Source organism: Herbaspirillum sp. NPDC101396, from assembly GCF_044767365.1.
Lineage (GTDB): Bacteria > Pseudomonadota > Gammaproteobacteria > Burkholderiales > Burkholderiaceae_D > Herbaspirillum.
In genome coordinates this window covers 797,437-811,499 of sequence record NZ_JBIWNT010000001.1, presented here as the reverse complement: position 1 = coordinate 811,499, position 14,063 = coordinate 797,437, and the positions used below count along the sequence as shown (strand labels likewise).

General features: G+C 59.7%; 13 protein-coding genes. 9 read left to right on the top strand and 4 right to left on the bottom strand.

Features of this window, described 5'->3' with window-relative positions; genetic code table 11:
- The first annotated feature begins 50 nt into the window (after nt 1-50).
- The 4 genes from ACIROY_RS03570 to ACIROY_RS03555 all read left to right on the top strand — a co-directional run bounded on the left by ACIROY_RS03570 (nt 51) and on the right by ACIROY_RS03555 (nt 4,028).
- A complete protein-coding gene (locus ACIROY_RS03570) occupies nt 51-1,256 on the top strand; it encodes a porin (RefSeq protein WP_402339722.1) in 1,206 nt (401 codons plus the stop codon).
- 19 nt (nt 1,257-1,275) lie between these two features.
- Nucleotides 1,276-2,187 (top strand): glycerophosphodiester phosphodiesterase family protein, encoded by a 912-nt coding sequence (locus ACIROY_RS03565; RefSeq protein WP_402339719.1) that lies wholly within the window; start codon nt 1,276-1,278, stop codon nt 2,185-2,187.
- Nucleotides 2,188-2,421: 234 nt separating this feature from the next.
- Nucleotides 2,422-2,844, top strand: a complete 423-nt coding sequence (locus tag ACIROY_RS03560) for a DUF3224 domain-containing protein (protein ID WP_402271096.1) — start codon at nt 2,422-2,424, stop codon at nt 2,842-2,844.
- A 122-nt stretch (nt 2,845-2,966) separates the two neighbouring features.
- Nucleotides 2,967-4,028, top strand: a complete 1,062-nt coding sequence (locus tag ACIROY_RS03555) for a hypothetical protein (RefSeq protein WP_402272429.1) — start codon at nt 2,967-2,969, stop codon at nt 4,026-4,028.
- Between the two features lie 56 nt (nt 4,029-4,084).
- Here the strand turns inward: ACIROY_RS03555 and ACIROY_RS03550 are convergent, their stop codons facing one another.
- Nucleotides 4,085-4,960, bottom strand: a complete 876-nt coding sequence (locus ACIROY_RS03550; protein ID WP_402339716.1) for a LysR family transcriptional regulator — start codon at nt 4,958-4,960, stop codon at nt 4,085-4,087.
- A gap of 101 nt (nt 4,961-5,061) precedes the next feature.
- On the opposite strand from ACIROY_RS03550, the gene ACIROY_RS03545 reads away from it, so the two are divergent.
- The 5 genes from ACIROY_RS03545 (at nt 5,062) to ACIROY_RS03525 (ending at nt 10,224) form a co-directional block, all read left to right on the top strand.
- Entirely contained in the window at nt 5,062-5,994 is a 933-nt protein-coding gene (locus ACIROY_RS03545; RefSeq protein WP_402339714.1) for an NADP-dependent oxidoreductase, read from the top strand.
- A gap of 214 nt (nt 5,995-6,208) precedes the next feature.
- Nucleotides 6,209-7,099 carry a LysR substrate-binding domain-containing protein gene (locus ACIROY_RS03540; RefSeq protein ID WP_402272432.1) on the top strand — a complete coding sequence of 297 codons (891 nt, stop codon included), beginning with the start codon at nt 6,209-6,211 and terminating at the stop codon, nt 7,097-7,099.
- 383 nt (nt 7,100-7,482) lie between these two features.
- On the top strand, nt 7,483-8,466 hold the full coding sequence (locus ACIROY_RS03535) for a DUF1852 domain-containing protein (RefSeq protein WP_402271101.1): 984 nt from the start codon (nt 7,483-7,485) through the stop codon (nt 8,464-8,466).
- Between the two features lie 27 nt (nt 8,467-8,493).
- Nucleotides 8,494-9,522 carry a methionine synthase gene (locus ACIROY_RS03530; RefSeq protein WP_402271102.1) on the top strand — a complete coding sequence of 343 codons (1,029 nt, stop codon included), beginning with the start codon at nt 8,494-8,496 and terminating at the stop codon, nt 9,520-9,522.
- Nucleotides 9,523-9,714: 192 nt separating this feature from the next.
- Nucleotides 9,715-10,224 (top strand): flavin reductase family protein, encoded by a 510-nt coding sequence (locus ACIROY_RS03525; protein WP_402339711.1) that lies wholly within the window; start codon nt 9,715-9,717, stop codon nt 10,222-10,224.
- Between the two features lie 105 nt (nt 10,225-10,329).
- On the opposite strand, the gene ACIROY_RS03520 is transcribed toward ACIROY_RS03525, so the two are convergent.
- From ACIROY_RS03520 to nagA, 3 genes are all read right to left on the bottom strand, one after another.
- A complete protein-coding gene (locus tag ACIROY_RS03520; protein ID WP_402271105.1) occupies nt 10,330-11,619 on the bottom strand; it encodes an MFS transporter in 1,290 nt (429 codons plus the stop codon).
- Nucleotides 11,620-11,903: 284 nt separating this feature from the next.
- Entirely contained in the window at nt 11,904-12,914 is a 1,011-nt protein-coding gene (locus ACIROY_RS03515; RefSeq protein ID WP_402340143.1) for an SIS domain-containing protein, read from the bottom strand.
- Nucleotides 12,907-14,052, bottom strand: coding sequence for an N-acetylglucosamine-6-phosphate deacetylase (gene nagA, locus ACIROY_RS03510; RefSeq protein ID WP_402339709.1), 1,146 nt, complete (start codon nt 14,050-14,052; stop codon nt 12,907-12,909). Before nagA ends, ACIROY_RS03515 begins: the two co-directional genes overlap by 8 nt.
- Between the last annotated feature and the right edge of the window lie 11 nt (nt 14,053-14,063).

Below are 14,063 nucleotides of genomic sequence, written 5' to 3'. Positions count from 1 at the left end.
TCGCTCCGCAATCCGGCTCCACCCTCATTCAACTTTTCTGAAAACCATTCATGAAAAAAACTGCTCTCGCCATGTCGCTGCCGCTGTGTTTCGCCGGCCTCTCTTTCGCCACCGCTGCACAAGCGCAAACGACCAACGCCTCATCGGGCGTCACCATCTACGGGATCATCAATCCCAGCCTGACCTATACCGACAAGGTCGCCAACGTCACGCCGGGCAATCCGACCGGCACCGGCTCACGCCTGAGCATGGACACCGCCGTGGCGCAGGGTTCGCGCATCGGTTTCAAGGGTGTGGAAGACCTGGGCGGCGGACTCAAGGCGTTGTTCACGCTGGAAAACGGCTTCAACGCCGACACCGGCGCGCTGGCGCAGGGCGGCCTGTTCTTCGGCCGCACCGCCATCGTCGGTCTGTCGGGCAGCATGGGAACCATCCACCTTGGGCGCCAGAAGGATTACATCGATGATCTCGCCCCTTATAACGGCGCGCTCGATTTCGGCAGCCTGGTCAACAACATCCACGCGTTGAATCTCGACCGTACGCAGGGTTCGCGCGTCAACAACTCGATGCGGTACAACTCGCCGGTGTTCGGCGGCGTGACCCTGAGTGCCCTGTACGGCTTCGGCGAACAAGCCGGCTCGACCGGCGCCGGCCAGTCGTTCGGCATCGGCGGCAGCTACAACAACGGTCCGTTGTCGTTCGGCGCGGCGTATTTCCAGAATAAGCTGACGGCCAACAACACCTTCACCGGCTCCAGCGACTCCGGCATCGCGCCGGGTGCCGTCGCCGGCAGCATCGCCAGCACGTCGCTGAAGACCTTCCTGATCGGCGGTTCGTACAAGCTCGGCGATGTGCGCCTGTACGGTTCGTATTCGCAGGTCAAGCAACCGCTGGCGGTGGCGGCCGGAACCGCAATGACCGGTTTCACCGGAGCGGCTGGCGCGGCGTTCACCTTCGGCGGCGTCAACAACAGCAAAGTCGACCTGATCGACTTTGGCGTCAATTACAACGTCACGGCGACGACCCAGTTGCTGGCCAACTTCGTGACCACGCGCTCCAAGTTCGTCGGCGCCAGCGATGGCAAGGCGACGCAGGTATCGCTGGGCGTGGATTACTTCCTGTCCAAGCGCACTGACCTGTACCTGTTCTACGCCAACATTCGTTCGTCGGACATGTTCAATCCCGGCCTGTACGTGGCGCCAGGCGGCAGCAACACGCAAAACGTGCTGACCGCCGGCATCCGTCACAAGTTCTGATCGCTGAAGGAGAGTGTGCATGACAACTTCCATCAAGCTTGCCGTAGTCGTCTCAGCCGCATTGCTGGGCATGGCGCTGACGGCTGGCGCCGAACCGCTGATCGCTGCCCATCGGGGCGGCACCGGCGACGGTCCCGAGAACACCATCCCGACCTTGCAGAATTCGCTGAAGCACGGCGCCGACATCCTGTGGATGACGGTGCAGGTTTCCAGCGACGGCGTGCCGGTGCTGTATCGTCCGGCCGACGTGGCCACGCTGACCGACGGCAAGGGCGTGGTCAACACGCTCACCGCGGTGCAGCTGACCGCGCTCAACGCCGGCTATATGTATGCGGTGACCGATGTCGCCGGCAACAAGAGTTATCCCTATCGCCGGCAACCGGTGCAAGTGCCGACGCTGCGGGATGCCCTGCGCGCCGTGCCGGCATCGACGCCTGTCGTTATCGACATGAAGCAGGTGCCGGCGGAAACCTTGGTCAATGCGGTCGCCAGGGTGATCGATGAAGAGGGCGCATGGAAGCGCGTGCGTTTCTATTCCACCGATGCCAATGTGATCGCCTTGATGGCGCAGCAGCCGAAGGCGCAGGTGTTCGAGTCGCGCGACGCCACCCGTGATCGTCTGGCGCGCATCGCCTTGAACGGCGGCGCCTGCGACACGCCGCCGGCGGCGGGCACCTGGTCGGGCATCGAGCTGGAACGCAAAGTCGCGGTAGTGGAGAAGTTCACCCTGGGCGAGGGCGTCTCCGAAGTCGTGGCGCACTGGTGGACCCCGGCGGCGATGAAATGCTTTCGCAGCAATCCGGACACGCATGTGATGGTGTTCGGGGTTGACTCGGCAGCAGCTTATCGCAGCGCGCAGCAACTGGGCGTGGACGTGGTAATGACGGATTCGCCGGTGAAGATGAAGGCGTTGCGGGAAGGCGTCAAATAGTTTTCATTCGACTATCCCTGCGAAGAAAAAGCCTGCGTGAGCAGGCTTTTTCTTTGGGCAAGAGATGAACCCCGACGGTCTTGATTTGAATGCGATGTTCGTGTCCGGCGATCCAATGAAATTGCATCTTGGCGCTTTTTGCCGGAATCAGCGAAAGTGTCCGCGATAGTGGAAAATAGAACATTGGTCTGCCATGTTGCGCCAGATGGCCTTTATCTTTTCAAGGGAGCATGTATGCAATCTTCTTCTCCGTCTTCAGAACAGTTCACCGTCAGCGGCGAGTTTTCCGTGACGATCAAGCCGCCTGCTGCAGTTGATGCAGAGAGCCTGGGCCCCGCCATCGGGCGTCATGTCATCGTCAAGGAATATCAGGGAGCGTTGGCGGGAAATTCCCAGGGAGAGATGTTGACCGCCGGTCAACCGGCGCAGGGGGAAGCGAGCTACGTCGCCATCGAGTCGGTGCAGGGGACGCTGGACGGGCGCACCGGCGGATTCGCCCTCGTTCATTTCGGACAGATGCACGCCGGCAGCTCGACCTTGAGCGTAAAGGTCGCGCCAGGATCGGGAACGGGAGAACTGGCGGGCCTCATGGGCGACCTGATCATCCATCGCGAGTCCGGAAAGCATAGTTACACGCTCACCTATTGGTTCGACTGAGCAGGCGCAGGTGGTGAATACCTCCGTGCGTGCGCGCGAGTGCAGCCGGTACGACAGCAGACTCCGCTGCGGAACGCCGTCCAATGTCGATTAGAATGCAGGCCTGACGCGACAAAATGACGATGCACCCCATGGAAAACCAGGAACCAGCCACGCCTTTCTTCGGCACGATTACCGCCGAATCGGTCGATCTCGCGCAAAAACATGTGCACGACATCCTCAGCATGGCGATCGAGCATGCGCCGCCGCGTGCTGCCGTGGTGGTAGCCGACACGCGTTGCGATCTTGCCGTCGCCTTGACGGAAGCGTATCGGCGTTGCCTGCCGACGGCGCGCTTCATCGATTTCGACGCCGTCGCACCGGACGAGGTGCTGGCCGCCTTTGCCGGCCTTGAGGCCAACGATCTGGTGGTGCTGATTCAATCCACCAACTTCCGTCTGGAGGCTTTCCGCCTGCGGGTCGAGCTGTTCAAACGTTCGCTCAAGGTCATCGAGCATCCCCATCTGTCGCGCATGCCCGGCGTGCAGGCCGACTATTACATCGCTTCGCTGGCCTATGACCCGGCGTATTTCCGCGGTGTCGGTTACGCCTTGAAGACCCGCATTGATCGTGCGCAGAGCGGGGTGGTCGACAGCGGCGGCGAGCGGCTGGTCTTTGCGGCGCCGTTCGAACCGGCCAAGCTGAACATCGGCGATTACAGCGAGATGAACAACGTCGGGGGACAATTTCCCATCGGCGAGGTGTTCACGGAATCACAGGACCTGGAAGCGGTGAACGGACGCGTACGCATTTTCGTGTTCGGCGACACCACCTTCCGGGTGAACCGGCCCGAGCAACCGATCACGCTGGTGGTCGCCAAAGGCCGCGTGACCGGGGTAGTCGACTCCACGCCGGACTTCGATCAGGTGCTGGAGAAGATTCGCGCCGACGAAGGCGAGGTCTGGCTGCGCGAGCTGGGCTTCGGCATGAACCGTGCGTTTTCACGCGACTGCATGGTCGACGATATCGGCACCTACGAACGCATGTGCGGCATCCACCTGTCGCTCGGCGCCAAGCACGGTGTCTACAGCAAGCCCAACATCAGGCGCACGACCGCGCGTTATCACATTGACGTGTTTGCGGTGACGGAGGGCGTTTATCTTGATGACGAGCTGGTTTATCGGGATGGGGCGTGGCAAGTTTGAATGGCGGGTTGATCTGCGCCGGCATCAGCTAGTGTCTTCCCGGCAGCAAACCGGCATCAAATAGTGAACGCACCATCCGGATACTGCGCAGACATGAACTCCACGAAGGCGCGGACTTTCGGGCTCTGCAGGCGGCGTGAAATGTGCAGGATCCAGAGCTCGACTTCTTCGCCGACTTCCCCCCATACCGTCAGTTCCCCTCTCTCGACCGCGCCCCCGATCATGGACCGGGGCACCAATGCCACGCCGGCGCCGGCAATGATCGCGTCGCGCGCCATCAGCAACGAGGACAGGCGCAACACAGGTCGTGGTTCGATGACGAGCCTGCTGTCGCGCACCGTCCAGGTTTCTCCATCGCGATAGCTCGGCGTCACCACCGCCGGGACCGCGAAAGGCTTGTCGCTGCGTTTGCGTGGCAACCGAAAAGAGGGGGCCGCGGCCAGGACCAGGCGATCCCGCGCAATGCATCGTCCGACCAGGTTGCTGTCCTTGCGCGGATTGATGCGGATGACCACGTCGAAATGCTCTTCGACCAGATCAACCATCCTGTCGTCCGCCACGGCTTCAATTTCGACTTCGGGATAATTCGCCACGAACCGGGCTGCCAGCCGTCCCAGCGCCAGCTGTGAGAACACCAGCGGCGCCGCGATGCGCAAGCGGCCTTTGGGACTGGCCATGCCTTCCCGCACTTGCACCAGCGTATCGGCCACATCGCGCATCGGCCTCTCTGTCCCAGCCAACAGCAACTGGCCGGCTTCCGTCAATTCCAGGCTGCGCAGGCCGCGTTCGACGAGGCGGACGCCCAAGGCTTCCTCCAGGTCTGCGACACGGCGCGACAAGGTCGCCTTGGAACGACCGCTGGCCCGGCTGGCGCGGCCGAAACCACCATGGATAGCCACCAGGCGAAAGTCTTCAAGGGCGTTCAGATCCATAATTGTTCCATTATTGATACGTATTGTCTCTATTTTATGGTCTTTGTTTTAAATATGAAACCCTCTATCTTTGGCTTGTACCCAACTAAAAGGAGTTTGAAATGAAGAACGTACGCGTTTTGATGCTTACCCAATACGGCGGTCCCGATGCCGTCACTTTTTCCACTGTGGGGGCTCCGACAGCCGGCGCCGGCCAGGTGCTGGTTCGTGTCCAGGCGGCCGGCGTGAACGGACTGGATTGGAAGGTCCGCGAAGGCTATGTCAGGGACGCCTTTCCTTTGCAGCTACCGACCGTCCTCGGGATCGAACTCGCTGGCGTGGTCGAAGCAGTCGGCCCCGGCGTTACCCGCTTGCGCAAGGGCGACCGTGTGACGGGCGCGCTTGGCGGCCTCGGTGCATATGCAGAACTGGTGGCGGTCAGCGAGGCAAATCTCAGCCTGGTGCCGGAGGCGCTGAGTTTCGTTGAAGCGGCGGCCTTGCCCGTGGCTTCCGTCGCCGCCTGGCAAAGCCTTCATTTTGCCGGCCCCATAAAGGCAGGGCAACGCATTCTGATCCACGGCGCAGCGGGCGGGCTGGGCGGCTTTGCCGTGCAGTTTGCGCATCAGGCCGGCGCAGTGGTATATGCCACCGCCTTGAAGAGCCACTTCGACTATGTCCATGGTCTCGGTGCCGACCATGTCATCGATTACGAGGAAGGCCGCTTCGAGGCCGTCGTCAAAGACATCGACCTGGTGCTCGATTATGTCGGCGGGGAAGTCCTGGACCGATCGTGGGAAGTGCTTGCCGAAAACGGCGCGATCGTCAGCACCGCGTCGCCGGCCATCCTGGCAAGCACGCCGGCCGGCCGCCGCGGACTGTGGTTCATGAACACCCCGGATGCCGAGCGGCTGCGCTTGATTGCCGACCAGGTGGCGCGCGGAAGCTTGCAGTCCCGGATCGACGCCGTGGTGAGTTTCGATCAGTTGCCAGCCGCGATCGAGCGCAACCGGACCCGTCCGCAAATCGGCAAGACCGTCGTGGACTTCTCCCTGTAGTCCCGCGGCTCGCGGAGTTCAGTGGAGCACCCGGGTTGAACATGGTGTTGATGCGAATCCCCCGATAAAAAAGCCCGCATCGAGCGGGCTCCTTTTCTTCTTGCGAATGTAGCCAATCACGCAGTCTTGACTGCATCAGGGGCTTCTCACTGCAGATTAAATGATGAAGTAAAATGGTTTTTTCTTGAAAAAATATGAATTTTACTCATTTATCATGATTGATCGCATTCATTTGTCCATCGTGCAAGAGGTGGAAAAGCAAGGTTCGCTGACGGCCGCTGCAGGCGTCCTGCACGTGACGCAATCGGCTTTGAGCCACAGCATGAAGAAGCTGGAGCAGCAGTTGGGCACCGACATCTGGCTGCGCGAAGGCCGTAGCCTGCGCCTGACCCAGGCCGGCCAATATTTGCTGGCGGTGGCCAACCGGGTGCTGCCGCAGCTGGATCTGGCAGAAGAACGTTTACGGCAGTTCGCCCAAGGTGAGCGGGGTGCGCTGCGCATCGGCATGGAATGTCATCCCTGTTACCAATGGTTGTTGAAAGTCGTCTCGCCCTATCTCGCCGCGTGGCCGGATGTGGACGTGGACGTGAAGCAGAAATTTCAGTTCGGCGGCATCGGCGCGCTGTTCGGCTACGAGATCGATCTGCTGGTCACGCCCGATCCGCTGGACAAGCCTGGCCTTGTATTCGAACCGGTGTTCGACTATGAGCAAGTCCTGGTGGTTGCCGGCAATCACAAACTGGCCGGGGAGGAATACATCAAGCCCAAACAGCTGACCAATGAGGTACTGGTGACCTACCCGGTGCCGGTCGATCGCCTGGACATCTACAGCATGTTTCTCGCGCCGGCCGGCATAACGCCGAAACGCCACAAGGCGATCGAGACCACCGACATCATGCTGCAGATGGTCGCCAGCGGGCGCGGCGTAGCTGCGCTGCCGCGCTGGCTGGTGCTGGAATACGCAGACAAAATGGATGTGGTGCCGGTCCGGCTGGGCAAGAACGGCATTGCGAAAAACATCTTCCTGGGTGCTCGCGAGGCGGATGTGAGTATCGATTACCTGCGCGCATTTATCGAACAGGCGAGAAGACCGGTCGCGGCTTGACTCTTCGTGGTCGCCGTGAAGTTCTGCGGCGGCTACAGCTACAGCTACAGCCTCGCAATCGAATCCTGAGCTCGCCCTCTGTACTGCTGCGACTCCGCACAAGATCGAGCGGGCTTTCGGCCATTTCTTTCGTCGTCCTTTATCCCCGCTGAAGAGAGCAGTAAGCCTGCAAGCAAATCGACACGCCTTTGCTCATGAGCATAACTAATGATTTCATGAGATCAAATCATTTTTATTCATCGATTGGGCAGCATAAAATCCGCTTCAGACATCGACAATGCCAAAACGGGTAAATCAAAACAACCGGCCAGCGCATTGGGATGTACTGAAAAAACAAGGGATAACCGCCGGTGTTATCTCAGAAATTAGGGCGCCAGATCACCATGAATAACGAATTCACATTTGCCATCAAGAGCATCTGTTTCGATGAGGACTATCACCCATCAGACAACACGCGTATCACCACCAACTTTGCCAATCTGGCCAGAGGGGCGAGCCGCGAGGAAAACCTGCGCAACACCTTCAGGATGATCGACAACCGTTTCAACGCCCTGGCGCATTGGGATAATCCGAAAGGCGATCGTTATACGCTCCAGCTTGAAATCGTTTCGGTTGAGATGAATATCGATGGCGGGAACAATTGCAACGCGCTCCCGTTGATTGAAATATTGAAGACGAATATCGTTGACCGAAAAACCAACGAACGCATCGAGGGCATCGTCGGGAATAATTTTTCCTCTTACGTGCGCGATTATGACTTTAGCGTGCTGCTGCTGGAACACTCAAAGACGCAACCCGGATTCAGCGTCCCGGATAATTTTGGGGATCTGCATGGCAAGCTGTTCAAGTGCTTCGTCAATTCAAGCACGTACAAAGAGCATTTCAGCAAGCCGCCCGTGATATGTCTCAGTGTGTCGAGCAGCAAGACCTATCATCGGACCGAAAATGAGCATCCCGTGTTGGGCGTGGAATACCAGCAGGATGAATATTCCCTGACAGATGACTATTTCAAGAAGATGGGGATGAAGGTTCGTTACTTCATGCCGTCGAATAGCGCCGCGCCATTGGCTTTTTATTTCTCAGGTGATTTGCTGAGTGACTACACGAACCTTGAACTGATCAGCACCATCAGCACGATGGACACCTTCCAGAAGATTTACCGGCCCGAGATTTACAACGCAAATTCTGCGGCGGGAAAATCCTATCAACCCAGCTTGAAGCACCAGGACTATTCCTTAACCCGGATTGTTTACGATCGGGAAGAACGTGGCCGCTTGGCTATCGAGCAGGGGCGGTTTGTCGAGGAGAATTTCATCAAACCGTACCAAGCGATTCTTGAGAAGTGGTCCGCCAGCTACGCTCTTTGACTAATCAAAAACCTAAGGTCATCTACTGTGAAAAAATTATTACCCACGTCAACTGCCGGCAGCCTTCCCAAACCTTCCTGGCTGGCGGAGCCCGAGAAACTTTGGTCACCCTGGAAGTTGCAAGGCGACGAATTGAATGCCGGCAAGCAAGATGCCTTGCGTTTGTCACTGCAAGAACAACAACACGCAGGTATTGATATCGTCAGTGATGGCGAGCAGACGCGCCAGCATTTCGTGACGACGTTTATTGAGCACCTCGACGGCGTTGATTTTGAGAAGCGTGAGACCGTCAGGATTCGTGATCGCTATGACGCGAGCGTGCCAACGGTCGTGGGCGCCGTTTCTCGCCAAAAACCGGTCTTTGTTGAAGATGCCAAGTTCTTGCGTCAGCAGACCGGGCAGCCGATCAAATGGGCGCTGCCAGGCCCGATGACGATGATCGATACGCTTTACGACAGCCACTATAAAAGTCGCGAAAAACTGGCTTGGGAATTCGCCAGGATTCTCAATCAGGAAGCCAGGGAATTGGAAGCTGCTGGCGTCGATATCATTCAGTTTGATGAGCCTGCGTTCAATGTCTTCTTTGACGAGGTGAATGAATGGGGCGTCGCCACGCTGGAAAGGGCCATTGAAGGGCTGAAGTGCGAGACTGCTGTCCATATCTGCTATGGCTATGGCATCAAGGCCAATACGGATTGGAAAAAAACGCTGGGATCCGAATGGCGGCAATACGAAGAAGCGTTCCCCAAGCTGCAAAAATCCAGTATCGATATCGTTTCACTGGAATGCCACAACTCCCACGTTCCGATGGATCTGATTGAGCTTATTCGGGGCAAGAAAGTGATGGTCGGCGCCATCGACGTGGCAAGCAATACCATTGAAACTCCAGAGGAAGTTGCCAATACCCTGCGCAAAGCACTGAAGTTTGTCGATGCCGACAAGCTCTATCCTTGCACTAACTGCGGCATGGCCCCTTTGTCTCGTCACGTCGCAAGAGGAAAGCTGAACGCCTTGAGTGCAGGCGCAGAAATCATCCGCAGAGAACTCTCGAACTGATTTTGAGGCGGAAACTGACCGTCGTGAGCAGCTCGCGACGGTCAAACGCGAAGAATGGCGTGGGAGATGTGGTTGGTTCTGATCGATGGAGCGCTTTCACTATTGGAAAATCGCTGAAGTCAGCCCGCATTAGCGGATGACTTCGGGCGTTCTTTAACACGTTCGAGTCGCACTGATTACTTATTACCTGCCATGTCACTTACCCGTTTTTCTATCGAGCCGTTGCACTTTCGCGAAGCGCTGGGTCACTATGCATCCGGCATCACGGTGATTACGTCGCACATCGACGGCGAGCCGGTTGGCTTCACTTGCCAGTCGTTCCATAGCGTGTCGATGAGTCCGCCGCTGGTGTCATTCAGCGTCATGTCCGGTTCGGCCAGCTATCCCAAAATTCGCCAGGCAGGTCGATTCGCAGTGAATATCCTGTCAGACGAGCAAGTCGGGATTTCCAACCGGTTCGCCCGGCGCGGCACGGACAAGTGGCTCGGAATCGAATGGCAGGAATCGCCGCTGGGCAACCCGATCATTCCCGGCAGCCTGCATTGGCTTGATTGCGACATTGTCGCCGAGCACACCGCAGGTGATCATCTGATCGTGATTGGCGAAGTGAAAGCGTTAAACCTGCAAGCGACCGCTGCAACACAGCCATTGCTGTATTACAAAGGACAATATTGCAACCTCGCCGCGCATAGCACGGCCTGAGCGTTTAACGCTGCGGCCGCGTATTTGTCTTTTCTCCGGAAAACGCGGACGTAAAAAAGCGGGAAGGGCGCAAGCCGCTTCCCGCTTTTCTTTTGTGCAGACCGATCAGGCCGCCAGCGGCACTGCCAGTGATTTTTTACGATACAGCACCAGCGTGGCGATCAGGCCGCAGACCGCGGCGAAGCTCATCCACAGGCCGGGTGCGGCCTTGTCGTGGGTGATTTCGATCAGGCCGGTGGCGATGGCGGGAGTGAAGCCGCCGAAGACCGCTGTGGCCAGGCTGTATGCCAGCGAGAAGCCGGCCGTGCGTACGTCCACCGGCATCACTTCGGTCAGCGCCACTACCATTGCGCCGTTGTAGCTGGCGTAGAGGAAGGACAGCCACAGTTCGACTACCAGCATCTTGCCGAAGGTGGCGTCGCCGACCAGCCAGGTCATGGCCGGGTAGGCGGTCAGGATCGTCAGCACGGTGAACACCAGCAACAGCGGACGACGACCGATTCGGTCCGACAGGGCGCCCATGACCGGCAGCCAGATGAAGTTGGAGATGCCGACGCAGAAGGTGACGATCAGCGCGCTTTCGGTGCTCAGTTTGAGCACGTTCTTGCCGAAGGTCGGGGTGTAGACGGTGATCAGGTAGAACGACACGGTGGTCATCGACACCAGCATCATGCCGGCGATGACCAGCTTCCAGTTCTCGACCATCGAGCGGAAGATTTCATTCAGGTTGGGCTTGCGTTTGCGCGCCAGGAATTCTTCGGTCTCCTGCAGCGAGCGACGGATCACGAACAGCACCGGCACGATCATGCAGCCGATGAAAAACGGCACGCGCCAGCCCCAGTCGCCGACCTGGTCCTTGGTCAGCCAGATGTTGAGGCCGTAGCCGATGGCCGCCGCAACGATGATCGCGACCTGCTGGCTGGCGGATTGCCAGCTGACGTAGAAACCCTTGCGGCCGGGCGTCGCCATTTCGGCCAGATAGACCGACACGCCGCCGAGTTCGACGCCGGCCGAGAAACCTTGCAGCAGGCGACCGATCAGCACCAGTGCGGGGGCCAGCAAACCGATGGTGGCGTAGCCAGGCACGAAGGCGATCAGCACCGTGCCCAGCGCCATCAACGCCAGCGTGACGATCAGGCCCTGGCGGCGACCGACGCGGTCGACGTAGGCGCCGAGGATGATGGCGCCCAGCGGACGCATCAGGAAGCCGGCGCCGAAGGTCATGAAGGTCAGCATCAGCGAGGCGAATTCATCGCCGCTGGGGAAGAAGGCTTTCGAGATGTAGCTGGCGTAGAAGCCGAACAGGAAGAAGTCGAACATTTCCATGAAATTGCCGCTGGTGACGCGCAGGACGGTGGCTAATTTCGAGGACGAAGCTGTCGTGGGAGAAGTCATGTCGTGTCTCTCTGTGTATGCCTGAATGGTCAGGACTCATTGATTTTCTGGGCAGTGCATCGACGCTGAAATTATTGTTGTTCATCGACGCTGCGAGTCTATCCCAATCGTTTTGGGGATAGCTTTCTAACAGCTTTCAACTTTCATTTATTTTGCTGAGCAGAGCAACTATGCTGACAAAGTGCTGACGGCGTTGGCGCATCAACAAAAAGAAAGCCGCCTGGACCCTTGCGGGCGCAGGCGGCGAAGAACACCGTACAACAAGGTGTCACAGGGAGGAACGCTTAGCTGGTCTTGGTGACCTTGCTCAGATGGCGCGGCTTGTCCGGATCCATGCCGCGCGCCACCGAGAGTTGTGCCGCCATGACATAGAACGCCTGGATCGCCACGATGGGGTCGAGGTCGGGCGTGACGGCGGTCGGCAGCGTGAGGTCGCGTTCGGCGATGTTTGCCGGCGCGGCCAGCAAGACCTTGGCGCCGCGCTGGCGCATTTCGGCGGCGAGCTGCAGCATGCCGGCCTGGGTCGGCCCGCGTGTGGCGAACATCAGCAATGGATAGCCTTCGTTGATGAGTGCCATCGGGCCGTGCTTGATTTCGGCGCCGCTGAATGCTTCGGCCTGGATGGCGGAGGTTTCCTTGAATTTGAGGGCCGCTTCCAGCGCCAGCGGAAAACCGATACCGCGTCCGACCACCATGATGTTCTTGGCTGGTGCGAGTATCTCGACGGCCTTGGACCAGTCGCTGTCGGCGGCGCGCTGCAGCGACTCGGGCAGGCTTTCCAGCGCATGCAGGAAGCCGGCGTCGTCTTGCCAGTGACCGGCGAACAAGGCGCCGGCGACCAGGCTGGCGATGAAACTCTTGGTCGCGGCCACGCTCAGTTCGGCGCCGGCGTGCAGCGGCAGGCTCCATTCGGCGGTCTGCGCCAGCGGCGATTCGGCGTCGTTGACGAGGGCCACCGTGGTGGCGCCGCCGTCGCGGAAGTAGCGGATCGGCTCGATCACATCCGGACTCTGGCCCGATTGCGAAATGGCGATCGCCAGTGCGTCGCGTGCGATCAGCGGGGCCTTGTTCAGCGTCACCAGCGACATCGGCAGCGAGGCCACGATATGGCCGAGGCGCACCATGGTCAGGTAGGCGCAATAGTTGGCGGCGTGGTCGGAGCTGCCGCGCGCCACCGTGACGATGCCCGAGGGCGGCGCGGTGCGCAGCCAACGTCCCAGTTCGGCATAGCGGGCCTGGTCGCGGGCCAACTGTTCGGCGACATGGCTGCCGGCTGAACGGGCCTCCTTAAGCATGAGCGAGGTCAATCTTTTCTCCTTCTACGTAGACTTCTTTTAATTTGAACTGGCGATCAAACACCAGGATGTCGGCAAAACAGCCGGGCTTGAGACGGCCGCGTTCCTTGACGCCGAGGTAGTCGGCCGGATAGGTCGAGGTGCGCAGCGAGGCTTCGGAAATATCCAGGCCCATGGCGATCAGGTTGCGCAGCGCCTGGTCCATGGTCAGCGTGCTGCCGGCCAGGGTGCCGTCGGCCAGGCGCACGCCGCCGGCGCATTTGTGCACCACCTGGCGGCCCAGCGTGTAGTCGCCGTCGGGCATGCCGGCGGCGGCGGTGGAGTCGGTCACGCAGTACAGGCGCGGGATGGCGCGCAGTGCGGCACGGATGGCGCCCGGATGCACGTGCAGCAGGTCGGGGATCAGTTCGGCGTATTCGGCATGCGCCAGCGCGGCGCCGGCCATGCCGGGCTCGCGGTGGTGGAAGCCGCTCATGGCGTTGAACAGATGGGTGAAGCCGGCGGCGCCGTTTTTCAGTGCGGCGACGCCGTCCTCATAGGTCCCGAGCGTATGGCCGATCTGCACCAGCATGCCGCCGGTGGTGAGGATGCGCACCAGTTCCAGGTGACCGTCCACTTCGGGCGCGATGGTGATCAGCTTGATCGGGGCGAAGCTGGCCAGCCAGTCGACTTGTTCCAGCGTTGCTTCGATGGCGAAGTCGGGTTGCGCGCCGAGCTTGCCCGGATTGATGTACGGGCCTTCGAGATGCACGCCGAGGATGCGAGCGCGGCCGCTGCCTGGTTCGCGCCTGCGGCTGGCGCTGCCGATGGCCTTGAGCGCGGCTTCCAGTTCATCCAGCGGCGCGGTCATGGTGGTGGCGAGCAGGCTGGTGGTGCCGTAGCGTGCATGCAGGCGCGCGATGACGTCGATGGCGTCGCCGCCTTCCATGACGTCCTTGCCGCCGCCGCCGTGCACGTGCAGGTCGATGAAGCCGGGCAGGATGTAGTCGCCCTTGTTGGCATGCGGGGTACCGTCGGCCGGCTCGAACTCCAGCGGCGTGCCGTCGATGTTGCAGATCAGGTCGCCGAAATTGATGGCGCCGTCGATCCAGCCGTGCGGCGTAAGAACGTTGCCGCGGACCTGGGTGATGGAGGACATGGGCTTATCTC

Bases quoted from the DNA above. Each gene is read 5' to 3' on its own strand.
- ACIROY_RS03570 (WP_402339722.1), top strand. From the start codon at position 51: ATGAAAAAAACTGCTCTCGCCATGTCGCTGCCGCTGTGTTTCGCCGGC.
- ACIROY_RS03565 (WP_402339719.1), top strand. From the start codon at position 1,276: ATGACAACTTCCATCAAGCTTGCCGTAGTCGTCTCAGCCGCATTGCTG.
- ACIROY_RS03560 (WP_402271096.1), top strand. From the start codon at position 2,422: ATGCAATCTTCTTCTCCGTCTTCAGAACAGTTCACCGTCAGCGGCGAG.
- ACIROY_RS03555 (WP_402272429.1), top strand. From the start codon at position 2,967: ATGCACCCCATGGAAAACCAGGAACCAGCCACGCCTTTCTTCGGCACG.
- ACIROY_RS03550 (WP_402339716.1), bottom strand. From the start codon at position 4,960: ATGGATCTGAACGCCCTTGAAGACTTTCGCCTGGTGGCTATCCATGGT.
- ACIROY_RS03545 (WP_402339714.1), top strand. From the start codon at position 5,062: ATGAAGAACGTACGCGTTTTGATGCTTACCCAATACGGCGGTCCCGAT.
- ACIROY_RS03540 (WP_402272432.1), top strand. From the start codon at position 6,209: ATGATTGATCGCATTCATTTGTCCATCGTGCAAGAGGTGGAAAAGCAA.
- ACIROY_RS03535 (WP_402271101.1), top strand. From the start codon at position 7,483: ATGAATAACGAATTCACATTTGCCATCAAGAGCATCTGTTTCGATGAG.
- ACIROY_RS03525 (WP_402339711.1), top strand. From the start codon at position 9,715: ATGTCACTTACCCGTTTTTCTATCGAGCCGTTGCACTTTCGCGAAGCG.
- ACIROY_RS03520 (WP_402271105.1), bottom strand. From the start codon at position 11,619: ATGACTTCTCCCACGACAGCTTCGTCCTCGAAATTAGCCACCGTCCTG.
- ACIROY_RS03515 (WP_402340143.1), bottom strand. From the start codon at position 12,914: ATGCTTAAGGAGGCCCGTTCAGCCGGCAGCCATGTCGCCGAACAGTTG.
- nagA (WP_402339709.1), bottom strand. From the start codon at position 14,052: ATGTCCTCCATCACCCAGGTCCGCGGCAACGTTCTTACGCCGCACGGC.